This is a genomic window from Paenisporosarcina sp., assembly GCF_049671445.1.
In the GTDB taxonomy this organism is placed as follows: domain Bacteria; phylum Bacillota; class Bacilli; order Bacillales_A; family Planococcaceae; genus Paenisporosarcina.
In genome coordinates, this window is record NZ_JBATUX010000018.1 from 1 (window position 1) to 25,338 (window position 25,338).

Annotated in this window: 20 protein-coding genes; 16 read left to right on the forward strand and 4 right to left on the reverse strand. The window is 38.7% G+C overall.

Annotated features, from left to right (window positions below):
• The first annotated feature begins 17 nt into the window (after window positions 1-17).
• The 4 genes from WBG45_RS01585 to WBG45_RS01600 all read left to right on the forward strand — a co-directional run bounded on the left by WBG45_RS01585 (window position 18) and on the right by WBG45_RS01600 (window position 4,229).
• Complete coding sequence (locus WBG45_RS01585) at window positions 18-1,268, forward strand: sugar ABC transporter substrate-binding protein (RefSeq protein WP_424412043.1); 1,251 nt, start codon at window positions 18-20, stop codon at window positions 1,266-1,268.
• 75 nt (window positions 1,269-1,343) lie between these two features.
• Window positions 1,344-2,273 (forward strand): carbohydrate ABC transporter permease, encoded by a 930-nt coding sequence (locus tag WBG45_RS01590; protein WP_424412044.1) that lies wholly within the window; start codon window positions 1,344-1,346, stop codon window positions 2,271-2,273.
• A gap of 34 nt (window positions 2,274-2,307) precedes the next feature.
• Window positions 2,308-3,111 (forward strand): carbohydrate ABC transporter permease, encoded by an 804-nt coding sequence (locus WBG45_RS01595; RefSeq protein WP_424412045.1) that lies wholly within the window; start codon window positions 2,308-2,310, stop codon window positions 3,109-3,111.
• Window positions 3,112-3,335: 224 nt separating this feature from the next.
• The gene (locus tag WBG45_RS01600; RefSeq protein ID WP_424412046.1) at window positions 3,336-4,229 is read left to right on the forward strand and encodes a Gfo/Idh/MocA family protein; all 894 of its coding nucleotides are present in this window, start codon (window positions 3,336-3,338) and stop codon (window positions 4,227-4,229) included.
• A gap of 74 nt (window positions 4,230-4,303) precedes the next feature.
• Here WBG45_RS01600 and WBG45_RS01605 read toward each other — a convergent pair whose 3' ends face one another.
• Window positions 4,304-5,632, reverse strand: coding sequence for a hypothetical protein (locus tag WBG45_RS01605; RefSeq protein WP_424412108.1), 1,329 nt, complete (start codon window positions 5,630-5,632; stop codon window positions 4,304-4,306).
• A 222-nt stretch (window positions 5,633-5,854) separates the two neighbouring features.
• Between WBG45_RS01605 and WBG45_RS01610 the strand changes: the two genes are divergently transcribed.
• Genes WBG45_RS01610 through WBG45_RS01650 form a run of 9 tightly spaced genes read left to right on the forward strand, consistent with a single transcriptional unit; the run spans window position 5,855 to window position 15,137 of the window.
• Window positions 5,855-6,871, forward strand: coding sequence for an NAD-dependent epimerase/dehydratase family protein (locus WBG45_RS01610; RefSeq protein ID WP_424412047.1), 1,017 nt, complete (start codon window positions 5,855-5,857; stop codon window positions 6,869-6,871).
• A complete protein-coding gene (locus WBG45_RS01615) occupies window positions 6,872-7,924 on the forward strand; it encodes a dihydrodipicolinate synthase family protein (RefSeq protein WP_424412048.1) in 1,053 nt (350 codons plus the stop codon).
• 15 nt (window positions 7,925-7,939) lie between these two features.
• Complete coding sequence (locus tag WBG45_RS01620; RefSeq protein WP_424412049.1) at window positions 7,940-8,938, forward strand: zinc-dependent alcohol dehydrogenase; 999 nt, start codon at window positions 7,940-7,942, stop codon at window positions 8,936-8,938.
• A 25-nt stretch (window positions 8,939-8,963) separates the two neighbouring features.
• Window positions 8,964-10,016 (forward strand): Gfo/Idh/MocA family protein, encoded by a 1,053-nt coding sequence (locus WBG45_RS01625; protein ID WP_424412050.1) that lies wholly within the window; start codon window positions 8,964-8,966, stop codon window positions 10,014-10,016.
• Window positions 10,017-11,582, forward strand: a complete 1,566-nt coding sequence (locus tag WBG45_RS01630; protein WP_424412051.1) for an FAD-dependent oxidoreductase — start codon at window positions 10,017-10,019, stop codon at window positions 11,580-11,582. It begins immediately after the preceding gene.
• A 12-nt stretch (window positions 11,583-11,594) separates the two neighbouring features.
• Complete coding sequence (locus tag WBG45_RS01635; protein ID WP_424412052.1) at window positions 11,595-12,575, forward strand: acetylxylan esterase; 981 nt, start codon at window positions 11,595-11,597, stop codon at window positions 12,573-12,575.
• Between the two features lie 15 nt (window positions 12,576-12,590).
• Entirely contained in the window at window positions 12,591-13,433 is an 843-nt protein-coding gene (locus WBG45_RS01640) for a sugar phosphate isomerase/epimerase family protein (RefSeq protein WP_424412053.1), read from the forward strand.
• 13 nt (window positions 13,434-13,446) lie between these two features.
• Window positions 13,447-14,166: a hypothetical protein gene (locus WBG45_RS01645; protein WP_424412054.1), complete on the forward strand. Its 720-nt coding sequence runs from the start codon at window positions 13,447-13,449 to the stop codon at window positions 14,164-14,166.
• Complete coding sequence (locus WBG45_RS01650) at window positions 14,163-15,137, forward strand: Gfo/Idh/MocA family protein (protein ID WP_424412055.1); 975 nt, start codon at window positions 14,163-14,165, stop codon at window positions 15,135-15,137. The genes WBG45_RS01645 and WBG45_RS01650 overlap by 4 nt, the downstream gene beginning before the upstream one ends.
• Window positions 15,138-15,423: 286 nt before the next feature.
• Here WBG45_RS01650 and WBG45_RS01655 read toward each other — a convergent pair whose 3' ends face one another.
• Window positions 15,424-15,591, reverse strand: a complete 168-nt coding sequence (locus WBG45_RS01655) for a hypothetical protein (RefSeq protein WP_424412056.1) — start codon at window positions 15,589-15,591, stop codon at window positions 15,424-15,426.
• A gap of 83 nt (window positions 15,592-15,674) precedes the next feature.
• Here WBG45_RS01655 and WBG45_RS01660 point away from each other — a divergent pair, with 83 nt between their 5' ends.
• Together WBG45_RS01660 and WBG45_RS01665 are read left to right on the forward strand one after the other, a co-directional pair.
• Window positions 15,675-17,354, forward strand: coding sequence for an alpha-glucuronidase family glycosyl hydrolase (locus WBG45_RS01660; RefSeq protein WP_424412057.1), 1,680 nt, complete (start codon window positions 15,675-15,677; stop codon window positions 17,352-17,354).
• 30 nt (window positions 17,355-17,384) lie between these two features.
• The gene (locus WBG45_RS01665; protein WP_424412058.1) at window positions 17,385-18,977 is read left to right on the forward strand and encodes an FAD-dependent oxidoreductase; all 1,593 of its coding nucleotides are present in this window, start codon (window positions 17,385-17,387) and stop codon (window positions 18,975-18,977) included.
• Between the two features lie 54 nt (window positions 18,978-19,031).
• On the opposite strand, the gene WBG45_RS01670 is transcribed toward WBG45_RS01665, so the two are convergent.
• A complete protein-coding gene (locus WBG45_RS01670; RefSeq protein ID WP_424412059.1) occupies window positions 19,032-20,129 on the reverse strand; it encodes an ABC transporter ATP-binding protein in 1,098 nt (365 codons plus the stop codon).
• Between the two features lie 104 nt (window positions 20,130-20,233).
• Window positions 20,234-21,130 (reverse strand): PucR family transcriptional regulator, encoded by an 897-nt coding sequence (locus tag WBG45_RS01675; RefSeq protein ID WP_424412060.1) that lies wholly within the window; start codon window positions 21,128-21,130, stop codon window positions 20,234-20,236.
• Window positions 21,131-21,308: 178 nt separating this feature from the next.
• Here WBG45_RS01675 and WBG45_RS01680 point away from each other — a divergent pair, with 178 nt between their 5' ends.
• Window positions 21,309-25,292 (forward strand): hypothetical protein, encoded by a 3,984-nt coding sequence (locus WBG45_RS01680; protein ID WP_424412061.1) that lies wholly within the window; start codon window positions 21,309-21,311, stop codon window positions 25,290-25,292.
• Window positions 25,293-25,338 lie beyond the last annotated feature (46 nt).

Here is a 25,338-nt window from a genome sequence, read left to right on the forward strand (position 1 = left end):
TCATAAGGGGGATAATAATGTTGAAAAAATATTGGTCTTTATTCATGCTTTTCCTATGTGCTGTACTTTTAGTAGGCTGTCAAGAAGATATGACTCCAGTATCTAGCGACAAAAAAGATGGTAACAAGGGAGAAATCACTGTTTGGGCACATCCTTTCACAGGTGATCAAGAAATTGAAGGCGTTATGTGGAAAGAAATTATCTCAAGCTATGAAAAAGAATCGGGAGTTAAAGTTAACTTTGAACAAATTCCATGGGCAAACCGTGACCAAAAAGTATTGACGGCACTTGCTGCTAACAATGGTCCAGACGTATTTTACGTTATTCCAGACCAAATGCCACAATATGCAGATGCTGGAATGCTTTTAGAATTGACGCCTTACTTAGAAGATAACGATATGGATGATTTCGTTGAGTCAGCATTACTTTCAACAACTTGGAAAGATAAAGTATATGGTTTACCAGTTCTACAATCAGTAGATACACTTTTTTATAATGTTGACGTTGTAAAAGCGATCGGCGAAGATCCAACTAAATTACCTGCAACTTGGGATGAGTTTGAGGAGTGGGCAGCTAAAGCGAAAGCAAAAGGATTTTATGCAACAAGCTTCCAAGGTGGAGGTTCAATGAATGGAACGTTATATCCATTCTTATGGCAGGCTGGTGGAGAAGTTTTAACTGAAGATGGTGAAGTATTGATTAACAATGAAGCTGGTGTTGAAGCTTTCGAATTCATAAACAATATGTATAAAAAAGGATGGGTTCCAAAAGATTCAATTACTGCTATGCACCACGATGAAATATGGGATAGCGGGAAAATGTTAGCTGTCACAGGTTCAGGGATTTCTGTGAGTGGAATGCTGAATAAGGATATATTTGAATTTGTCATTGCTCCACCATTAAAAAATAAAGAGCAAATATCATACGGAACAACTGGTATGTTCGTAGCACCAATCAATACGGATAATCCAGATGCATCGGCAGAATTTATTAAATTCATGACGAACACTGAAAGTCAACGCAAGTTTAATACCGTTACTCAATATATCCCGACTCGTGAATCAGCTAAAGATATTTTTGACGACCAGAAATATTTGGCTCAACTTGCATCCTATACTCAGTATGCTTTACCAGGTGTTATTCATCCTGAAGGTCGCACAATCATGCCTTTAATCCAAGCTGAACTTCAAACAATGATGGAAGGTAAGAAAACACCAAAAGAAGCAGCGGATGCAGCTGCAGAGGCGATTAAAGCAAAAGTTCAGTAAAAAGTATTGGAGAGTTTGATCTGAGTTAGATCAAGCTCTCTCTTATTTCAATATACACAGGGAAGGGTGGTTCCGGTGAGCAAAGCACTGACTACCAAGACAAGGAAACCGCCTCTTAGTATAAGGCTTAAAAAAGAATGGAATCGTAATTCCATCGTTTATCTCGTATTAATCCCAGTTCTTATCCACTTCGCTATTTTTCAAGTCTATCCATTTCTATTAAGCTTTTATTTGACGTTTATGGACTGGAAAATCATTGGTGATCCCGTATTTGTTGGTCTCGAAAATTGGAAGTATTTTCTCAGCGATTCACTAGCGTGGAAAGCCATATGGAATACCGTGAAATTCTCTATCTATTACATTGCACCAACAATGGCGCTAGGTTTAATTCTCGCACTGATTATTAATTCAGGTGTTCGTGGAGCACGTTTCTTTAAAGGGGTATTCTTTTTACCAGTTGTCACTTCCTTTGTCATTATCGCGGGTATATGGGGATGGTTATTTAGAGGGACAGAGGAAGGGATGATTAACTTTATCCTTAGCTTTATTGGAATTGAACCACAATTATTCTTATCGAATTCCAGTCAAGCCTTGGCTGTTCTGGCTGGTTTAAGTGTATTCAAGGTTGCAGGAAGCACGATGATTTACTATTTTGCAGGGCTGCAATCGATTGACAAAAATTTGTATGAAGCAGCACAGATGGATGGAGCTTCAACATTTCGGATTTTTTGGACCATTACGTTTCCTTTGTTAAAACCTATCCACTTTTATGTATTAATCACAACCACAATCGGTTCGTTTCAAATTTTCGACTCTGCCTACTTATTGACTGGTGGAGGACCAAACTACGCTACAACGACGATTGTTTACTATTTATATCAACAAGGTTTTAATAGTCTTAACTTGAGCTATGCTGCTGTATTATCGTATGTTTTATTTTTTATCATCCTCGCTATTTCTCTTGTGCAAAGGAAGTACCTAGGGAAGGACTCGAATATTTATTAATTGTCGTATTTTTAAGAAAGGAGAATATAAGATTATGAAAAAAATAATCGCATATTTCTCGTTATTCATATTGGGATTTGCCTTCCTAATGCCATTTGTCATCATGTTTCTGGGTTCTTTTAAAGATTTAGAATTCACTCAGTTAGATCCATTGTTCTGGATACCTGATGAACCAACTGTCAGTAACTATCTGTACATTATGAGAGACGGCTTATTCTTAAGGTGGATATGGAATTCTGTTGTAATAACTGTTATTCCTGTTGTCAGTCAAATGCTCTTTTGCGCAGTATTAGGCTACATTTTCGCGAAGAAGCAATTTGTTGGCCGTGAATTAATCTTTTGGATTTTCATGGGAGTCATTATGATTCCTCAACAATTATTGATTATTCCTAAGTACATAATGTTTTCAGACTTCGGATGGATCAACACCTACTGGGCTCTTATAATTCCAGAGCTATGGGGTATTATGGGTGTGTTTTTAGTTCGACAATTCCTTCAAAGTATTCCAAATGATTTAGAAGAAGCTGCATTAATTGATGGTGCTAGTGACATTCAAATATTCTTTAAAATCATTTTGCCACTGTCTATCCCAGTTGTCGCAACCGTTGGAACGTTCTCCTTTATATCAAACTGGAATGACTTATTCCAACCTTTGATTTATTTAACTCAGGAGAAAATGTTCCCTATAACTTTAGGGCTTGCATCCATCTTAGGTAAGGAGGGGAACTTTGGAATTGAAATGGCTGGATCAGTGGTTTCCTTTATCCCTACTTTCTTGATTTTCTTGTTCTTCCAACGTTACTTTACAGAAGGAATTCAAATGTCTGGCTTGAAATAATCTTTGGTTACTTAAGGAAAGGCTTTGTTATATAGTGCTGTTGGTATTCCGCAAAACAGTTTCGCTTTCCGCGGGCTTACGCCGAACTAACTTGGACTTAATGTCTGAGTGGATTTCTGCATTGCTTTGCTAGCTTCGAAATATGAAAGTGAGTTGGAACCAAATCAACAATATCGTTTAACTGAGCCTAAGAAATAGAAAGAGGGGATTAAGTCATTACTGATTTGAACATTGGAATCATCGGACTCGATACATCACATGTTGTTGCCTTTACCAAATTGTTGAATGATAAGAATCATCCCTTTCATGTAAAAGGTGGAAAAGTAGTAGTAGCCTTTCAAGGGGGTTCTCCAAGTTTTGAACTGAGTAAATCTAGATTGGAGAAATTCACTCTAGAGTTAAAAGAGAATTTTAACATCAAGATTGTTCAGTCGATGGAAGAAGTGGCAGAGGAAAGTGATGCAATTTTATTAGAATCTGTCGATGGATCGGTTCATTTCGAAGAACTTAAGAAAATAGCCGCATTTAAAAAACCTATTTTTATCGATAAACCATTTACTTTAAGCTCGGAAGTAGCGGCTGAAATGGTGAAGCTAGCTGAAGAATTTGGAACTCCGGTTATGAGTTCTTCGGCACTGCGTTATGCGGAGAGTATAACAAAGGTTCTTCAGGAACATAACAATAGGCGGATTATTGGAGCTGATTGCTTCGGTCCCCTTGAAATAATTGATCAACAGCAAGGGTATTTTTGGTACGGGATTCACATGGCAGAAATGCTATTCGCCATACTAGGTCCAGGTGTAAAATCAGTTTCTACAATTTCAAATGAGCATCATGATATTTTAACGGGTTACTGGAATGATGGACGCTTAGGAACAATCAGAGGCAACCGAAAAGGCAATAATCAGTTTGGGGCACTCATTCATTTTGAAGAAGGAAGTGAATATGTGACGATTAACTCTCAAGATAAACCCTTTTACGCAAGCTTACTTGAGCAAATCATTCATTTCTTTCATAGCGGAAATTCAAATGTTCCGTTAAGTGAAACCAAAGAAATTATCCGTTTCATTGAAGCAGCTCATGAAAGTGGAAAAGTAGGGAAACCGATTAATTTATAATCTGATAACAAATAAAAGGCCGATGATTAACTTACTAGACATTCAATCGGCCTCGAAATATTATGATCTAACTATCAATCTATAAAACTCAAACGATAGATACGACGAGGTCTACCTTTATGCGTGACTTTTTCTTCACCGATAATTTCAACTAACTCTGCATCTGTCCATTTTAATAAAATTCGGTTGGCACTTCGCAGTGTGATATTAAGCGTTGTAGCTAAGTCTTGAGCTGTATACTCAATCTTCTTATGTCGTGACACTCGAGCCATCAGTTTCGTCATGTAGGATGCTGACATTCCAGCTTTTTCTGCTCGGTCCAGTAGCTTAGGATCCGTAATCGCTAAATTGTAAATTTCATATTGCTTATGTGATGTGATATCGACCGGTCCTATGACACTTTGATCTTCACGAACTATGTAGCAGACGTTTCCTCCTGAATCAATCGATTGACGCAACGCTAACCGAGCATGATTTCCTGACTCTGCCGCGGTGCGCCCAAAGCCGATTCCAAGACTAATCGAAAAGCCTAGCTGAGTTCTAACATCTTGCAGTAAAGGGATGAATTTATATCCTCGTGTCTCACGTTCAAAAATACCACGAGTGGTAATGAATGAATATTCAGAGCCTCCTAAATTGATAAGATGTCCATCTAGCATCTTGGTGTATTCGAGCAACATTTGTTGAAGGCGTAGTGTTAATAATTGCACGTCATGTTCAGAGGAATATTTGACGCTTACACTTTTATAATTATCGATGTTAATCAACCCAAAGACGATTTGAGACTCTTTGTTTCTTCTCGTGGTGGTAGCTAGAAGTGCCCGTTCTAACGAAACAATCATATCCTGTTGAGTTGGGGTCACCCATTGTACAGGAATGTTAAGTAGCGTTAGTTGATTCGAAACTTCTTGAATTCCAGTAAGGGCAACTGCTTGATGATCTCTATAGTTGTTAAGGTGAAACTGAACAATCTCAGTGATATCAATTCGAGAAGAACTGCTTTTGTAGACGAAAAGTTCATGTTGTGAATGTTCATCCAACTCATCTAGTATTTGTTCCACATATTTTTCATCAAACGTATCAAAAGATAAGGAACTTAAATTATTTGCAATTTTAATGAGAAATAATGAACGGTAAAGACCGGTTCCCATGAGTGGCATATGGTGTACAGGAATCTTGAAATCTATGTTTTGTTTGACGAAGTTGTAAGAGTGATACTCTGTAATCATTAAAACTTCGACTTCACTAATTAATTCTTTTGCAACTTGATCGATTTGACTGGTGGGAGTCGTAATACGAAAAACTGGATTGAAGTTTGGGAAAATTTTTAAGGTTTCCCTTGTTTGATCGACTAATTCCTTGGGCCCTATGATACCGATTTTAATTTCTGACGTATCTTGCATATCTGCCAATGGTCTTGCCCCCTTAAATTCATAGCATGTAGGTAATGTCTTTTAATGTGATATTGAATTCATCATAGTTAGAAAATTCAAATATGTCAAAACATTAATGATTCCAATGTCTTTCGGCTTAATCTACTTTTACTTATTTAAGGACACTATTAGGACATTTCTTTTAATAAATGGGTTAATAACGATAAAAATACATCACTTGGAGTGAAGAACATGAGAACTCTTGAAGAGTTAGAAGAATTTATGACGAGGCCCTCAACACAGTTAGTTGAAGACATGAAAACTATCGATGGCGATTTATTGATTCTTGGTGTTGGTGGGAAAATGGGTCCAACATTAGCGAAAATGGCCAAAAGAGCTATTCATGAAGCAGGCATTACGAAAAAGGTGATTGGTGCTTCTCGTTTCTCATCGGGTACTTTAAAACAAGAATTAGAGGACTTTGGTATCGAAACGATAGCAGTAGATCTTTTGAAAGATGAAGAATTACAGACCTTGCCTGACGTCAAAAACGTCATTTTTATGGCAGGAAATAAGTTTGGCACATCGGGGAATGAACATTTTACATGGGCGATGAATGCTTATCTGCCAGGAAGAGTTGCTGAAAAGTATAAGAATTCTCGCATTGTGGCTTTTTCCTCAGGAAATGTATACCCATTGACAAATGTCGTTAACGGTAATTGTTCGGAAGACACTAGTCCAGGACCTATCGGTGAATATGCACAGTCTTGTTTAGGCAGAGAACGTGTACTGACGAATTTTGCAGTAACGAATAATACACCCACGGTACTGTTCCGCTTAAATTATGCGATTGACATGAGATATGGCGTGTTACTTGAAATTGCTAAACAAGTATTAGCTGGTAATCCAATTGATCTTACAATGGGCAGCGTGAATGTAATTTGGCAGGGCGATGCGAATGAATATGCACTACGTTCATTAATGCATTGTCAAACTCCTCCGAAAATCTTAAATGTGACGGGTCCAGAGACACTTTCCGTTCGATGGTTAGCAGAGGAATTCGGCAAACGGTTTGATAAGTTCCCTCAGTTTGTTAATGAAGAACAACCAACATCCTTGTTAAATAATGCGACAAAGTCACATCAAATGTTTGGGTATCCGAAGGTGACTCTCCAACAGATGCTCGATATGACAGCGGAATGGTTACTAAATAAAGGGGATACGTATAACAAACCCACCCATTTCCAAGAGCGTAAAGGAGCGTATTAAATGTTAAACCCGGAAGTGAAAAAACACTTACTTGAAGGAACAGTTATCCCTGCCCACCCTTTAGCGCTGACGGAGAATCGCCAGCTTGATGAAAAAGGGCAACGAGCATTAACAAGGTATTATATCGCTGCTGGAGTTGGTGGAGTTGCGGTTGGTGTCCATACGACTCAATTCGAAATACGCGATCCTCAATTTAATTTATATGAAAAAGTATTGTCATTAGCCATGGAAGAAATGAAAAACGCTCAGGTACCGGAGTCTTTTATCAAAATTGGAGGAATCAGTGGTCCACTTGAGCAAGCAATCAAAGAAGCAAGGTTTTTACAGGAAATAGGATATGATCTTGGTTTGTTAAGTATGGGGGGATTACAAGACTCTACGGAAGAAGAGTTAATTACTCGTACTAAGAAAATTGCGGAAATCATACCGGTTATCGGCTTTTATTTACAGCCTGCAGTTGGAGGGCGCATCCTTTCATTTGGTTTTTGGAAGCAGATTGCTGAAATTCCAAACGTTCACGCCATAAAAGTGGCTCCTTTCAATCGCTATCAAACCTTTGATGTTATTCGAGCGGTATGTCACTCAAGTCGAAATGAAGACATCGCTATTTATACAGGAAATGACGATAACATCATCAATGATTTATTAACGACTTATCGAATTGATGTGGATGGGAAAAAGGTGGAAAAGCGAATTATCGGAGGGTTACTCGGACATTGGTCGGTGTGGACGAAAACAACAGTAGATATTTTCCAGACAGTAAAAGAGACTTTAACACATGGTGAAATTCCGAGTGAGTTATTAACACTCGGACAAGAAATCACCGATGCAAATGCCGCATTTTTCGATCCAAATAACCAATTTAAAGGAAGTATAGCAGGTATTAACGAAGTATTGGCAAGACAAGGAATTCTTCAAGGGAATTGGTGTTTGTTAGATAAGGAAAAATTAAGTCCCAACCAAAGTGAAGAAATTGATCGTGTATATGCGGCATACCCGCATCTGAACGACGACGAATTTGTAAAAGAGAATTTAGAAAAATGGTTTAACTAGTTAGGAGCGAACTAAATGAAGTCAATAGTTGCATGTAATCAAGTAGCTCATATTAAGGACTACGAAAACCCAGAAATAAAACCATCATACTTACTGATTAAGACTCTTTACTCAGCTGTTTCTCCAGGAACCGAGAATACCTTAATTTCCATAAGTGGTGATCATGATATTCCACTGGGATATAGTGCTGTCGGAGTAGTAGAAGAGTGTGGTGAACAAATAACTGATTACCAAGTTGGTGATATAGTGGCTTGCTACGGAGCACCTTATGTTGGCCATTCAGAGTACTTGGCCGTACCATCCACATTATGTGCAAAAGTTCCAGACAGTGTTAATCCTAAGGAAGCAGCTCTTGCAGGTATCGGAGCCATTGCGATTCATGCATTGCGAGTAGCCAAACTTCAATTCGGAGAAACGGTTGTAATTGTAGGATTGGGTTTATTAGGTCAAATGATTGCGAAAATTGCCAATGCAGCTGCCTATAACGTGATTGCCTTTGATCTTCTGCCGGAGCGAATCGCCTTGTTGCAAGAAGATGCCATTTCTGCATTCACACAGCTTTCAGACATGGAAAGTGAAGTGAAAAAAGCGACAAATGGCCAAGGTGCAGATGCAGTTCTATTATGTGCCGGAGGGGAAAAATCGCCACTTACTCAGCAGTGTCTAAACTGGATTCGAAATCAAGGGAGAGTGGTGATCGTTGGTGATATTGAACCCGATTTTCCTCGCAATCTAATGTTTGCGAAAGAAGCTCAAATTCTGATTTCGCGAGCCGGTGGACCAGGACGTTATGATCCGCTCTACGAAAAGCAGGCAACAGATTATCCATATGGCTATATCAGATGGACAGAAGGTAGAAATGTTAAAGAATACATTCGATTGGTACATGACAAGCGAATTGATGTTCAGTCATTTTTAAGCGATGAGGTCGATTTTGATGAAGCACCTTCCGCTTATGAAGAGTTGAAAACGAATATGTCACAATCACTCACGAAAATTTTTCGTTATAACTGAAATTTAGCAATAGGGGGCTGGAGAGATGTTAAAAGTTGGTGTGATAGGTGGGGGCTCGATTTCAGAGTTTCATATTAAACCTTATTTAAAAAACGAAGCTGTCGAATTAGTAGCAATGTGTGACAGTAACGAGCAACGATTAAAAAAAGCAGGTGAACGGTATGGAGTTAGTCATCTATACCTTAATTATAAAGAAATGATGCAAAATCCTGATATCGATGCCATAAGTATTTGCACATGGAACAATACACATGCGGAAATTGCGATTGCTGCACTTGATGCAGGAAAGCATGTCTTAGTTGAAAAACCATTAAGTATATCGGTAGAGGAAGCATTGGCTGTCGAAGAAGCTGTAAAACGATCCGGTAAAATACTTCAAATTGGATTTGTAAGACGTCACGGCACCAATACGAAGCTGTTAAAAAAGTTTATTGATCAAGATGAGTTAGGCCATATTTATTATGCAAAAGCGACCTGTCTAAGAAGACTTGGTAATCCCGGTGGATGGTTTAGCAATCAATCCAAATCAGGCGGGGGTCCGTTGATGGATTTAGGTGTACACATGATTGATATTTGTTGGTACATGATGGGGAAACCGCGACCAGTATCCGTTAGTGGAAACACGTATTCAAAACTAGGCAATCGTAACAATATTGAAAACCTATCTTTCTATAAGGCAGCAGATTATGATGCTTCTCTAAATGATGTGGAAGATTTGGCTAACGCTCTTATTCGCTTCGAAAACGGAGCTTCCTTATACGTTGATGTAAGCTTTACACTTCAAGCAAAAGAGGACGAATTGTATGTGAAATTGTTTGGGGATAAAGGCGGAGCAGAAATTGAGCCAGAGTTAGTGATGGTTACGGAGAAAAACAATACGATATTAAATGTTACGCCTCAAGTGGACAACTTAAGTTTTGATTTTGAACAAGCCTTCACAAACGAAATTAATCATTTCGTAGAATGCTGTATAGAAGGAAAAGAACCTTTGGCTCCTGTTGCAGATGGTGTTGAGGTCATGAAGATGTTATGTGCCATTTATGAATCTGCGAAAACAAACAAAGAGGTTTATTTATAAATGGAAACAACTCATACAGATTTATTTATTGCAGGTGGAGGTCTTGGAGGTTGTGCTGCAGCATTATCAGCATGTGCAAACGGGTTACAAGTTGTCATGACGGAAGAAACGGATTGGATTGGTGGCCAAGTCACTTCTCAAGGTGTACCCCCCGATGAGCATCAGTGGATTGAGAATTTTGGGTCAACTAGACGATATCGGGAATATCGAGAAAAAGTTCGGCAATGGTATTTAGAGAACATGAATGTTAACGACAAGAAGTCGCTTTTTAATCCAGGCAATGGTCTGGTCAGCAATATTTGTCATGATCCACGAGTTAGTCTGCATGTTTTACAAGACATGCTCATGCCCTATGTCTTAACAGGACAATTAACCATCAAGTTAAATACTGTAGTTAGTGAAATAAAGCGAGAAGGTAGAACCCTTCATAGCGCGTTAATCCATAACTTGACCGCAAATAAAGAAACAAGAATGACGGCGTGTTATTTTATTGATGCAACGGAAGCTGGCGACGTTCTTCCGCTAGCAGAACTTGAGTATGTAGTAGGGGCTGAAGCAAAGAGCGATACGAATGAACCACATGCGTTAGAAGTTGCGGACCCTCAAGATATCCAGGCAATCACGCACGTGCTAGCCATGGAATATCGAGAACATGAGGATCACACAATCGAAGAGCCTGAAATGTACATCTTTTGGCGAGATTTTCATCCATCGATTTGGCCGGATAAGTATTTAAGTTTTTATGCACCTCATCCTATTACAAAAGAGAAGCGGGAATATACGCTTTTCCGTCAAGAAACTGGATTTCCCCTTTGGGATTACCGACGCATTTTTGATTGTGAGCAGTTCAATTCATGGGTATATGCAGGAGATCTTAGCCTTATGAATTGGCCGCAAAGCGATTACTTCTTAGGCAATATTTATGATGTTTCTGAGCAAGACAAGAAAAAGCATTTGTATCAAGCCAAACAACTGAGTTTATCCCTTTTCTATTGGCTACAAACAGAAGCGCCAAGACCTGACGGTGGAAAAGGTTACCCGGGACTGAAGCTTCGAAAAGATGTGTTTCAAACAGAAGATGGGTTAGCGAAGGCTGCCTATATTCGAGAGTCCAGACGAATTAATGCCGAATATACAGTTGTAGAGCAAGATGTCTCACCAGAATTTAATGAGGCTCGAACAGGCAAGTTTTACGAAGATCGGGTTGGTCTTGGTTCTTATAGTATCGATTTACATCCGAGTATGGCAGGTAAAACGTATTTAGATATTCCGGCATTGCCGTATCATATTCCGTTGGGCGCTCTAATTCCAAAAGATGCGGAAAATTTATTAGCAGGATGTAAAAATATAGGCACCACACATATTACTAATGGTTGCTATCGCCTCCATCCGACTGAATGGAATATTGGAGAAGCCTGTGGAGCACTAGTGGCTTTTTGTATAAAAACAGAAGCATCACCAAAAGAAGTTCGTGAAAGTAAGGAGCTATTGCAAACCTTTCAAAATGAGCTCCGAGAAGATGGCTTTCAATTAGAATGGCCACAAGAATTTTATGAAAAACGATAGGGGATTATCGAAATGGGAAGACGTGTAGGTGATTTAAGTCTAGAAGAATTAAACATGTATCGACCACCATTATCTACGAAGCCCGCTGATTTTGATGCGTTTTGGAAAAATCAAATTCAATCAATTGAACATATGAGCCCGACTGTTGAGGTTAGTTTTAGGGAGTATCCTGTACCAAGTGTTGAAGTGGCGGATATTACATTTGAGAGTTGGGACGGTACAATTTTGAAAGGGATTCTTGTGAAACCTAGAAACGTGACGGCATGTCCCGTCATTCATAGTTTCCATGGATACACTGGGTCTCGTGGTCTACCAATAGATTACTTGAAATGGACGAGCTTAGGAGTCGCAGTCTATGCATTTGATGTGCGTGGTCAAGGAGAGTCTCCTGACCATGCAAGATATCCGAATGGAAGCAGGACGCCGGGATGGATGTTAGATGGAATTTTAAATTCGGAATCTTATTATTATACGAATGTTTACAAGGATATTTGGATGCAATTCAATTGGATTGTTTCCGAAGATTCTCCTGTAAACCATACGAAAATCGCTTTAGCAGGCTCATCACAAGGCGGTGGATTGGCACTTAGCTTGGCGGGGCTTGTTCAAAATGTGGATGCAGTGATTGCTGATTATCCTTTTCTGGCGCATTTTGAACGTGCCCTCAAAATTGCTCCGGCGGGTCCCTATCTGGAAATCGTCAATTATTTTAAAGTGTCCGATCCCCAATATAAAACATATGAAATCGCCATGCGTACGCTTGGATACATTGACTGTGTACATTTTTGTGGAGACATTCCCTTTCCTACATTAATGCAAATTGGTCTCGAAGATGACGTAACGCCACCATCCACCGTCTTTGCAGCCTATCATCATCTATCGTCTAAAGACAAAAAGATAGAGGTATACCCGCAGTTTAGTCATGAAACGAATCCCTTTCATGAAGAAAAAAAACTGGCATTTATCATGAAATACCTGATTGATTCCATGTAAAGAGAAGGTGATTAAATGAAAATTAGTGTAAGTATGTATAGCTTATCCTCCACTATCAAAAAAGAAAACTGGACCATTGCTGATTTTATCCATTATGCCAAGAGTATTTCTCTTGACGGAGTGGAGTTGCTGGATATGTATTGGCCGAACGATGAAGATGTACAATCTGAAGTCGAGAAAGTTAAACATGTCTTAAATGAAACGGGTCTGCATGTGTCCGCATATGATGTTTCCAATAATTTTGTGAAAGAATCTCCTGAAGAACGAATGAAAGAAGTAGAAAAAGTCTTAGATGGAATACACATTGCGAAACAATTAGGGGCACCGGTAGTTCGAGTATTTTGTGGGGATGTCCATGGTGACATTACATTTGATGATGGTTCTGAATGGATTATTGAGAGCCTAAAACTTTGTGTAGAAAGAGCGGAACAAGAGAATATCCTATTAGCTATTGAAAACCATGGGTTATTAGCTGGGAAGAGCGAAATGATTGATCATATTATTCAAGCTGTGAACAGTCCATTCGTAAAAAGTACATTTGATACCGGGAACTTTTTACTCGTGCATGAATCTCCTTTAGAAGCATTTAATCGCTTAAAAGGTGATATCGTTCATGTACATTTCAAAGATTTTCGTGAAAAAGAAGATCATGAATCACTTCGAGGCTTTCGATCAACAGAAGGTAAGGAACTGATCGGTACTGTACCAGGGGACGGGTTGGTCAATCTCGATATAATCATTCAAGGTCTAAAGGAATTAGACTATGACGGTTGGTTATCGATTGAATATGAAGGTCATGATGATGCGAAGCTCGCAAATGAAGAAGCGGTAAATCGCTTAAGAAATATATTGGGATAGGAGGTTGGATAAGATGACTATCGTATTAGTGGAAAGTCTAGACAAATTAGACAAACGAAAAACGGTAATGAATAAAGAAACAATAAGCTCTTTTGACGAAATAAAAGAGAATAAAGACGAGAATTTCGCTTTTGTAATGGAAGCTACTGAAGATAATGTCCGAAGTGTAACTAAGCATACTGATCGTGTTTTTCTTCCGTCTAAGTCTCTAATGACTTTTAATTCAGCAGTGGATTGTTACGTTTATTTTGATTTAGAAAGCTATCCATTTTTCCAGAAGTTCAAAAAACTCATGGGGCAGCTACAACAATTGAAAGGGGTACTTCGTTTTAGACGAACGATGCTTGAAGAAAACCAGGCGCTCGTCTTATCAGATTTATATGTTCTCTCTTCTATTTTTGGAGGCCTTGAATCCGTTCATATCAAACAGTCGAAACGACAATCAGGCTCTTTTCATATGATTATGCTGGTGAATTTCGGAAAAGGGATCATGTCACATATTGAGTATACAGTCGCTAATGAAGAGCGAATTGAGCTTGAGTTAAGTGGAATTAAATCGATTGTCGAATTTAATAGTGACCACATGAAGCCGATACAACCTGAAAGTAAAACGAGTTTACCATTAAGCTACTCTGTAGATGATATTATCGCCTCCGCACGAAAAGTGGATGACAATATGTTGAAGAGTCTACATGCTATTCGAGAATTGATAGAAGGGAGGGTCTCTGTATGAAAATAGGGATGATGAGCTTTGCACATATGCACGCCTACAGTTATGCAGATAGCATAATGCAAATTCCTGGTGTTGAACTCGTGGCAATTTTCGATGAAGATCAAGGTCGTAGAAGTGAATTGGCGAAAGTATATAAAACTACTTGTTACAGTGATCAATCCGAATTTCTAAAACTGGATTTGGATGCTGTCATTATTTGTAGTGAGAATAGTCGTCACAAGGAAATGGTAATCAATGCGGCAAATGCGAAAAAACATATTTTATGCGAAAAACCAATTGCGACAAATTTGAAGGATGCAGAAGAAATGATTCGGGTATGCGAAGACAACCAAGTTATTTTGCAGGTTGCCTATCCTGTAAGATTCAGTTCACCTATTCAACAAATAAAAGAAATGGTGGATCACGGAGAGTTAGGGGAAATTGTCGCTTTTCGAACAACGAATCGTGGACAAAACCCAGGTGGATGGTTTATCGAAGAACAACTATCAGGCGGCGGGGCTGTCCTCGATCATACCGTTCATATGGTCGACATCATGCGATGGTTATTAAATGAAGAAGTAACGGAAGTTCATGCAATGGTTGATTCGTATTTCCATCAAGTGGAAATTGATGATGCTGGACTTTTGACGCTTGAATTTAACAATGGCGTGATAGCTTCCCACGATGCAAGTTGGTCACGTTTTGCTGAGTATCCAATGTGGGGTGACGTGACGATTGAAGTTATCGGAACGAAGCAAACGGTGAAAGTCGATGCTTTTGCGGAACATCTGCGAGTATTTTCCAACAAAGATAAATCGCTAGAACATCATTTTTTCGGTAATGATATGGACTTTGGCTTAATCCTCGATTTTATTGACTGTGTCAAAGTAGGGCGAGCGCCATCAATTACAGGTTTTGATGGATTAAAGTCTTTAGAAGTAGCACTGGCAGCTTATGAATCAAGTAAATTAAGAAAGACAATTTGTTTATAAATCGCTACTGATGATTTCCGTTACATGCAGACGCTTTCCGCGGGCGGTCCGGGAGCCTCGCGTGAAAAACTTGTGCTCCTGCGGTTACTCGTCGCAAACGAGTTGTTGAGACCAACTCGTTTACTGCGAGGTCTAGTTTGGACACGCTTACCCGGCGCCTTCTACTACAATCATTCTAGTGAAAAAGTATATGAGATAGCTTTCGATTTAGTGATATGTAGCAAAACAGTGAAGACTCCAGCGGGAATAGCGAAGTGCAGAAATCCACTCGGACGTTAAGTCCGAGTTAGTTCGGCGCAAGCCCGCGGAAAGCATAACTGTTTTGCGGAATATCAACAGCAACAGTTAATATAGCCAATAAAAAAGAAGGAATCAGCCCCGTACCGCGGGCGTTCCTTTGTTTGCCTCCGGAGTCGCCGCCTTTCACTATAATCATTTTCAGTTTAATAATCAAAACTACAGAGCTTAATAAATAGTAGAGATAAAAAACTTGATTCTGTGTGAAAAAAATCCTCTAGTTGGGAAGGTGCTACTAACGTGTATAACATTCATTACAGCCAAACTGATGAGACCATTTTATTTGCAGTAGAAGAATTAAGGAGACTCATATTACAAGCAGGCTACGAAGCGTCCCCCCAGCTCCAATCCGAATGGAGTAATCATAAGAAACAACTTCCGAGAATTAACTTGATAACAGCAAGTGACTATCAAAAAGTTAAAAATCATAAAGAAATTCTTTTAATTCAAAAGGATGGATTCGCTATTGTACGTTCTTCTAAAGATACATGGATTATTGGAAATGAACCACGCGCTCTTTTATACGGCGCCTATTCCTATATGAAACAACAATTTGGCTATCGTTTTGTCATGTTGGATTCTGAAGAATATGGTGAACCTCCACTTACAGAAAATCTTTATATCCACGAACCGATGTTTACTAGAAGAGGAACAATTATCGAGACGATAAATAATCCGACGTATATTAATTCTCTCATTGATTGGGGAGTGAAGAATGGCCAAAATGAGTGCTTTTTCACATTCTTTTTATGGGATGAGTTGAAACCGCATATTACGGATGCTTTAAAAAAACGTGGAGTTCAAGTGACTCTCGGCGGTCATAGTTTAAGCTACTTATTGCGTGGTTTAATACCTGTAGAAAATGAATCGAATTCTCATCCTGTGAAAAACCTTACATTCTTTTCGGAGCATTCTCCATTACAACAACAAGTAATTGAACGAATCGTAGCTATTTGTCAGGAAAATGAAGTAGTGACTAGGATTTCTTTGTGGCCAGAAGATATCGGAGTTGATCGGAAAACTTCTGTTGAATTTCTACAGAATTATATTCGTTTTACTGAGAAATTGAGAGAAGCATTTGTGAAGCAAAAGATGGCTATTGAAGTAGAGTATATCGTCTACAATGCAGGGTTAGCTTGGAATATGCTTGAACGAGATGGCACAAAAGCTTCAAGTCAAGTCGATGGACTCTATGCATACTGGGGAAGAGATTATTCAACTGGCATTCATAGCGAAGAACCAAATCAACAGCGTGCGTACAACACATTACAAGATTGGCGCACTAGAATTGCAGAGAAAGGTCGAACGCTCACGGTCTTAGAATATTATAGTGATCATTTTATGTTAAGTGAACTGTTCCCGCCGCTGATGAACAGAATTGAACAAGATTTGAAAGAGTATAAACAACTCGGCGTCTCTGGCGTCTTGAATTTAATTGTTCCTATTCACAAGAAACCGCATGATCCTGATCAAAAATGGACCTATCCGTGGAAATGGATTCATCACATGAACAACTATGTTTACTTAAGGTTGGCTTGGGGTGAGAGTTTCGAAACCGTAATGGAAGAATACTTTGATTTGTTTGATCAAGAGAGAGAATCGTTTCATCAAATGCTTCGCACCTTGGAAAAACTTATTGCGGCACACACGAAATGGAATGTTCCTCTTTTTCCAGCGAGAGTCGTGGATCCCGAAAAGGTAAAAAAAGCTAACGATATAGCACAGATTGTAGAAGATTTACGTCAAATACAAGACTATGTATCGAGCTTGGATTTGACGCAGATAGAATCTCTATTACCTCTCCATCATGAAGACCAATTTTTTTCATTAACACCTAACGAAATGATGTTGGTGTACGTCTATTATGTAAAAACATTTTCTGAGACCTATTTAGCAGAATGGGAGTCGAAGCTTCACTGACCACATGAATAAAAGAATGGAGGTCTTTCAATGGATTATAGTCAGCTCCACTATTATGTCCCTTCATTAAAGCTGGAACAACCATCTTCGATTGCAAAGGACGTTATTATTTATGGGGGTACACCCGCAGGTATAACAGCAGCCGTACAAGTTAAAAAGTCAGGACTTTCAGTTGCTATTGTTGAATTTAGTCAACAAATTGGCGGGATGACAACTAGTGGTTTAGGTGCAACAGATCTCGGTGCAGAGGATGCAATTGGAGGTTTGTCGAGAACATTTTATCAGGAAATTGCTGCTTACTACGGAAAAGAAAAGGAATGGACATTTGAACCTAAAGCTGCTCAGTATGTGTTTAATCAATGGATTAAACAATACGACATTTGTGTATATGTGAATCAACATCTAGAAGAAGTCGTGAAAGTGGATCAAAAGATTACGGAGCTTGTTATGGAGGATGGTACTCGATATAAAGGAAACGTGTTTATTGATTGTAGCTACGAAGGAGATGTTTTAGCACGTGCAGGCATTTCTTATTATGTGGGACGAGAGTCTAATTCTACGTATCATGAAATCTATAATGGAATTCAGTTTGGAGCCCCACATCACAAATTCGAGAAATGGATTGACCCTTATATAGTAGAAGGTCAATCTGAAAGTGGCTTGTTACCTGGGCTAACGGAAGAAGATAAGTCGGAATTAGGACATCAAGGACAAGGTGACCATCGAATACAAGCATACAATTTCAGAATCTGTTTGACGAAGGATGAGGAGAATCGAATTCCATTTCCTAAACCTCCGCAGTATGATGCGGAAAGATATCGTCTCCTACTGCGCTATATCCAGGAGGGTGTATGGGACGCAATGAAGCTTCACAAAATGCTTCCAAATGGCAAATCAGATTTGAATAACTATGGTGCGATTTCTACTGATTACATAGGGATGAACTACGACTGGCCTGAAGGTAGCTACGAAAGACGCGAAGAGATTTTTCAGGATCATTTCAACTATGACCTAGGCATGTTGTACTTTTTAGCAAATGATTCTCGCGTACCTCCTACAATTCGTGAAGAAGTAGTAGCCTGGGGCTTGCCGAAAGATGAGTTTATGGAAACGGGGCATTGGCCGCATCAGCTGTATATTCGCGAAGCCAGAAGAATGATTTCCGACTATGTAATGACAGATCGTAACTGTTTGCACCAATCTTTTGTTGATGATTCTATCGGGTTGGCTTCATTCCATATGGATTCCCATAACTGTCGCAGAGTTGTTATTGATGGAAGATGTGTCAATGAAGGAGATGTTCAAGTGGCGATATCGCCTTTTGAAATATCATATCGGTCAATTCGTCCAACTTCACAAGAATGTACCAATCTGCTTGTTCCAGTTTGTTTATCGAGTTCACATATCGCGTATGGTTCAATCCGTATGGAACCAGTGTTTATGATTCTCGGACAGTCAGCGGGAATAGCCGCTGTTCTAGCAATCCAACATGACACTACTGTCCAAAACATTCCTTACGAAGATTTACAGCAAGCATTATTAGATGCTAATCAAGTACTCCATTGGAGCCAAGACATGAAAGATGATCCTATTAAGAGAATGGAAGAAACTTTCGGTGGTTAAACCGAATAGAATATTGACCATGAAAAAAGCCCACCGATAAAATGGGCTTATGTTTTATCGAATACGATTTTCTGTTTCTTTATCGAAGAAATGTGCTTTTGTTAGATCAAACGAAAGAGGCATCACTGTCTCAGGTTCAGCTGTAGCATCTGCATGTATACGGGCTACAAATGGTTGACCTTCAAGAGAAGAATACAACATGAGCTCAGCACCTGTTAGTTCAGATACTTCTACTTTCGAATCTATTGTTGTATCTGGGAAACGAGCAAGAGCATCTAAATCACCATATATATGTTCAGGTCTCAAACCAAGAATAAGGTCTTTCCCATTGTATCCTTGAGCGTCTAATAGAGTGAGTTTATCTTGTGAAACTTTCAGAGAAACTTGGCCAATAGTAAAGTGACCATCTACTAGTTTTCCTTCGAAGAAATTCATAGCAGGAGATCCAATGAACCCCCCAACAAAGACATTATCGGGATTTTCATAAACCTCTTTTGGAGATCCTATTTGTTGGATGAAACCATCTTTCATTACGACAAGGCGAGTTGCCATCGTCATAGCTTCTGTTTGGTCATGTGTCACATATACGGTGGTTGTTTTTAATCTTAGATGCAATTTAGCAATTTCAGCACGCATCTGCACTCGTAATTTTGCATCTAAGTTTGATAAAGGTTCATCCATTAAAAAGAGTTTAGCATCACGTACAATTGCACGTCCAAGAGCTACTCGTTGACGTTGTCCGCCAGATAATGCTTTTGGTTTCTTCTCTAAATAATTTTGTAAACCTAGAATCTCAGCAGCGTTTTGAACGCGGTCATCAATCTCTTTTTTAGGAAATTTTCGAAGTTTTAATCCGAATGCCATATTCTCGTAGACAGACATGTGTGGATATAGAGCATAGTTTTGGAAAACCATGGCGATATCACGATCTTTAGAAGCCACGTCATTGACTACTTTTCCTTCAATGCGAAATTCACCAGATGTGATTTCTTCAAGTCCAGCAATCATGCGAAGAGTCGTTGATTTTCCGCAACCTGATGGGCCTACTAAAACAATGAATTCTTGATCCTCTATATGTAAGTTGAAATCAGAGACTGCGGTGTACTTGCCGTCATAGACCTTGTTTATGTTTTCTAGCACGAATTTACTCATACAAACACCCCTTTGAAATGATTACTTGTATCTTAACAATAGGGGTGGAGGGAGGGTATGGACGATGTGCACAATATTTAACATTTCACTTAGTGCATGTTGGATTAATACTTCTCCCCAATTAAGCTTGCGCAATAAGCAACTAGTGCTCCATCAAATTGACGCACCGGGATTCCTGTAATGTTGTGAAATTTAGCCAAACGATACTGAAGAGTATTTCTATGAATATGGAGCTTCTTTGCTGTAATAGATGCATTGAATCCATTTTCGAAAAAAAGCTGAACCGTCTGCAGAAGTTCTAAATCATAATCAATGGGAATTAATATTTCTTTAACAAGCACATGTTTCATCTCTTCAGACATTTCCTTGATGAGATGAAACGGAAAAGAATTCTCCATGGTATAGATTCGTTCAGCTCGGTGGTTCTCCATGCTATTGAGAAACCAATCTTTCTCTGTTGAAAAATGCTGGGGGAACTGAGAATTAACTGTCTGGAATTTTCCGATGTACAGCTTCGCTTTACTATAAAAATCGCTTTCCAGTGCAGCAATAAAGGAAGAAAAATCTTCAACAGTGCAAATATAAGTTGTTTGTTTTTCAATCAAATAGGCACTTTGAGATGAGATAAATAGAAGTTGCATGGAGTCTCCAAAAAAAGCTTGGCAAGCTTCAGCTAAATCTGCTTCGTTTACATTGTTTTCTTTGAAATATAGTTGAATAATCCGAACAGACTCTTCTTCATTTATTGGAGAAAGACCTCTAGATTCGAGAAAATGAAGCCATTTTGTTGAAGTTAAATCATTAATCGCAGAACGGGATTTGATTTCCGTGTAGATGGAAGAGAGAAGAGCATACTCTCGGTTGGATACTTCAGTTTTTCGAATGCTAATCCAAGTGTTTGTCTGTGGATTGTGGAACGTATATTCATCTTCATTTAATTTTGCTGGATATTCGGATAGTAAATGGAGAGATGGAAAGAGTGTCATCAAGTTAATAGTCACGTCAGGAATTCTCCTTTTCTATCAAACTAAATATATGTTCATTTAACCATATTAGTAATTGTAAAGGAAGGAAGTGATTAGTAGGAATAGTACGACTTGAAGTGACTGAATATTGGGATAAATTTCATTTGTGAAAGTATGATCTTATTTAAATAAAATCCACTAGGAGTGAATCATATTGAAGTCTAACTATCGATTAGTAAAGCTACTCTTTTTATCCATTATCATCTTAATCGGGAGCTTACCTGTAATGCCAGCTGCCACCTTAGCAAAAGAATATAATTTAGCTATTGAGAATTCTACTTTCGAAGAACCCAATCAAATTCCCGGTTGGAAGGTTTTGACGGGAGTGGGAACCATCTCTTCAGATAATAAGGTAGATGGAAATAACAGTATGCAGATATTTTCCCAAGAAAATTTAATTCGTTTAAAAAGTGATCGTTTTCCTATTTCAGAAGGTAATTTTGAACTTTCAGCTAAGCATTATGTGCAAAATTTTGTAGAGGGTTCAATAGATTATAAAGTCACTTTTTATGATACAGAAGGAAATATATTAGAAACAAGTCTTTATCCGGTCACTATATCTGACAATGATCAATGGGTTGATTCGGGGCTAGACGTAGTAGCACCTGAGCAAACAGCAAAGGCGGAAATTGTCGTTGAGAGTTCTGCTTCGGAGCCTTTCCTAATATTTGTTGATCAATTAGAGGTTGAAAAAACTACGGATGGACAACAACTTCAACTGACTAATAGTAGTTTTGAGGAATCTGTTGTAATTCCAGGATGGATTACATCAGGAACTTTACTGACATCTACGCCTTTTGAAGGCCCGAACCGTTTACGCTTAAAAGACTATTCAAATCTCGTTCAAACGCAAGCCAAATCGAATCGGATTCCAGTAGCTGCTAACCATAGCTATAAGGCCACAGCAGAGATGAATGTTATTACACAAAGCCACTCTGTAGAATTCGCACTTTCATTCTACGATGACAAAAATGTGTTAGTCGGTTTTAAAAACGAGTTGCATAAAGGTAAAGCTGGTCTTGGCTGGCAGGAAATTATCTTAGAAGCAGATGCGCCTGCAGAAGCAGTCACTATGCAAATATCCTTTAACTCAGGAAAAATCAGTTTAACAGATGTTTACTTTGATAATGTCTTTTTAACTGAACAGGCACCTGAACCCCCTGTCGAAGACATTTTCGAAGTTCTTGTAAACGCAGGGTTTGAAATTCCAGTTAATAGCGACGGGTCGGTGCCAGGATGGAATGTAGAAAATGGATTAACAGGAGTTACGACGAATAATTCTGTCTATCATAGTGGTAATCAAAGTCTCCATTTCAAAGACACTTCTGATCAAACAGGTCTCAGAGTCTTAAGTAATAAAATTGCTGTCGAACCAGGAGCCTCTTATTTGGCAAAAGGTATGACTCATGTAATCCAGCAATCACATAATATCGTTTTTGAAGTTCATTATTATGATAGTGAAAACAATGAACTAGTGGATGAAGTGAAGTTTGAACTGTTTGGAAATTTACCGAAAAATCAATGGGATGAAATAAAGGTTTTCACTGATGCTCCAGCTAACGCATCTTATGCAAGACTCGCCCTTTATTCAGGTGGAATTAGTCTGACGGAAACATATTTTGATGATATCTCATGGGAGTTAGCTGAAGAGGAGTTAGCATTAGATCGTGAGTATGAAACACCAGCAAATTTAGGGAAAATGGTTCAGGTCCAATTAGGACAAGCATCTGTTATTCAAGAAAATAGCAAGGGAGAAAATGAGGTCTATTACCACTCAAATGGTCTACCAGGGACATTCTCTGTTTTAGATGCTGAAACAGGTGAGATTAAATTTTCTCAAGTAATTGAAGCGACAGAGGCCTTATGGGCAATGACGGTTGGCTATGATAAAAATGTTTATTTTGCTGGAACAGCTAATGGAAAACTATATCGCTATCTACCTGAATTAAAGGTTGTTGAAGAACTAGGAGTCAATCCTTCTGATGACTGGGTATGGGATATTGAAGCTTCCGAAGACGGTAAAATATATGGGACTACCTATCCAAATGCTAGCGTCTTTGAATATGACATTGCCACTGGTCAATTCAGAAATTATGGTACTGCAAAAGAGGGACAACAATACGCGAGAGGTCTTGCTGTAAATGAAGAGTTTATTTACGTGGGAATTGGAACGACAAAACATTTGATTAAAATTAATCGAGTGACAGGTGAGAAAGAAGAAGTATTAATTGAGGGACATTCCGGTCAATCTGGCATGATTGAAAATATTACGATCATCAAAGATAAATTGTTTGTTTCGGTAGGTTCCATAACAATGCTCGTGATTGATCCGAATACAAATGAGATTCTTCATACATTTAAATATAGCAATAAAGTTTCAAATCCTTCGCCATACAATGAAAATCTTATTTATTACAAATTTGAAAATCAATTGTATCAATATGATTTTAGCCTGAACGAGTCCAAAGTTATTGAGAACATACCTTTATTACCAGACACTGTTCGAGTGAAGGATATGGAGTGGCTTACGTTAACTAGTGGAGAAATTGTCTTAGCAATGGTTACTCAGTACGGTGAGTATATGTTATTTAATCCAGAAACAAATGAGGTCAGATTTATTGCGCTTGATATTTCATCACAGGCTGTCGCTATCCAGTCACTTAAAGCAGGATTTGACGGGAAGTTATACATGGGTGGTTATCAGCGGGGAATGAGTATTTATAATCCATTCTCTCAAGAAATAGAAGTTAACCTTCCAACCTTTGCGCAACCTGAAGAAATAGGGTTTTTAAATGATAAGGTCTACTATGGAACGTATGTTGGAGCGAGAATGTATAGTTACGATCCACTTAAGGAAATTGATTTAAATTCGAATCCTTCATTTGAATATGATATTGAAGATCACCAAGATCGCCCATTTGCGATAACTTCCGGTGACAATAAATTATTTGTAGGGACGGTACCAGATTACGGCGTTCTTGGTGGTGCTCTAGCAATTTTTGATGAACAATCAGATTCGTGGTCTCAGTACCGGAACATTGTCCAAGATCAAAGTACTATTGGACTGGCTTATAAAGATGGAAAACTGTATGGGAGCACTTCTGTATGGGGTGGTTTAGGAATTAATCCGAAAGCGGAAGAGGCGAAAATTTTCGTATGGGATGTTGCAAAAGGTGAGAAAATCGATGAATTTACAGTGGATATCCCAGGCATTGATGAGACACCAAAAATGATTGGTGAAATATCATTTGGTCCTGATGGCAACCTTTGGGGTGCTGTAGATGGGACAATCTTTGCGGTGAATCCTGAAACAAAAGAAGTCGTAAAGAGCAAGGTGATTAGACCAAGTCTATACAATAGTAGCAAATGGTTACCGTACCGATTAGAGTGGGCTCCAGATGGTATGTTATATACGACGCTAGCTCGTAAACTTATAGCCATCGATCCAGAAACACTTGCTTATAAAGTTCTTGTGGAAGATTTCATGAACAACATGACTCTCGGTATTGATGGCAGTATTTACTACGCACTTGGTAATGAGTTGCATCAAATCAAAGTTCAAGAAACAGACGCGACATTAAAATCAATTGCCTTAGATGGAACTGTTATTCCATCCTTTTCACCTGGCACGACGAACTATACACTGTTTGCAGATCAAAAAGATAAATTGGAAGTACTAGCAAATCAATCTGGTGCTGATGTTGACATGGTTGATGGAGAAAATTCCACGACAATTGTTGTAACTGGTACAGATGGTAAATCTGAAAAAGAGTATACAATTACTTGGAAGCAAACATACGCAATGGATGTCAAGAATACCTTTGTAAACAAAGATGGAAAAGGAATCAATCAGTTGACAGCAAGTGAAATGATTGTTGCTGAAATAGAAGTAACCAATAAAAAAACAATCAATCAAGATATTCTCGTAATGATGGAACTTCTAAATGAAAAGGGTCAAATTGTTGATGTTTCGCGTATTTCAAGAACCATTCCGAAAAATAAGACAATGAAGATGTCTACAAAACTTAAACTTCCGGAGATGATTGAAGGATACACAGTGAAAGTAACGGCATGGGAAGGGAAAAAAGATGGTGAAAATCTAATTCCGTTATCCGATGAGTTTATAATCACTGACTAAATACTTGAGAAACCGCGTGAGAGAAACCAATCTCATTGCGGTTTCT

Excerpts from the sequence above, each read along its gene's own strand:
- WBG45_RS01620 (WP_424412049.1), top strand. The coding sequence starts at position 7,940 with ATGAAGTCAATAGTTGCATGTAATCAAGTAGCTCATATTAAGGACTAC.
- WBG45_RS01585 (WP_424412043.1), top strand. The coding sequence starts at position 18 with ATGTTGAAAAAATATTGGTCTTTATTCATGCTTTTCCTATGTGCTGTA.
- WBG45_RS01650 (WP_424412055.1), top strand. The coding sequence starts at position 14,163 with ATGAAAATAGGGATGATGAGCTTTGCACATATGCACGCCTACAGTTAT.
- WBG45_RS01610 (WP_424412047.1), top strand. The coding sequence starts at position 5,855 with ATGAGAACTCTTGAAGAGTTAGAAGAATTTATGACGAGGCCCTCAACA.
- WBG45_RS01595 (WP_424412045.1), top strand. The coding sequence starts at position 2,308 with ATGAAAAAAATAATCGCATATTTCTCGTTATTCATATTGGGATTTGCC.
- WBG45_RS01665 (WP_424412058.1), top strand. The coding sequence starts at position 17,385 with ATGGATTATAGTCAGCTCCACTATTATGTCCCTTCATTAAAGCTGGAA.
- WBG45_RS01670 (WP_424412059.1), bottom strand. The coding sequence starts at position 20,129 with ATGAGTAAATTCGTGCTAGAAAACATAAACAAGGTCTATGACGGCAAG.
- WBG45_RS01645 (WP_424412054.1), top strand. The coding sequence starts at position 13,447 with ATGACTATCGTATTAGTGGAAAGTCTAGACAAATTAGACAAACGAAAA.
- WBG45_RS01615 (WP_424412048.1), top strand. The coding sequence starts at position 6,872 with ATGTTAAACCCGGAAGTGAAAAAACACTTACTTGAAGGAACAGTTATC.
- WBG45_RS01640 (WP_424412053.1), top strand. The coding sequence starts at position 12,591 with ATGAAAATTAGTGTAAGTATGTATAGCTTATCCTCCACTATCAAAAAA.
- WBG45_RS01635 (WP_424412052.1), top strand. The coding sequence starts at position 11,595 with ATGGGAAGACGTGTAGGTGATTTAAGTCTAGAAGAATTAAACATGTAT.
- WBG45_RS01630 (WP_424412051.1), top strand. The coding sequence starts at position 10,017 with ATGGAAACAACTCATACAGATTTATTTATTGCAGGTGGAGGTCTTGGA.
- WBG45_RS01605 (WP_424412108.1), bottom strand. The coding sequence starts at position 5,632 with ATGCAAGATACGTCAGAAATTAAAATCGGTATCATAGGGCCCAAGGAA.
- WBG45_RS01625 (WP_424412050.1), top strand. The coding sequence starts at position 8,964 with ATGTTAAAAGTTGGTGTGATAGGTGGGGGCTCGATTTCAGAGTTTCAT.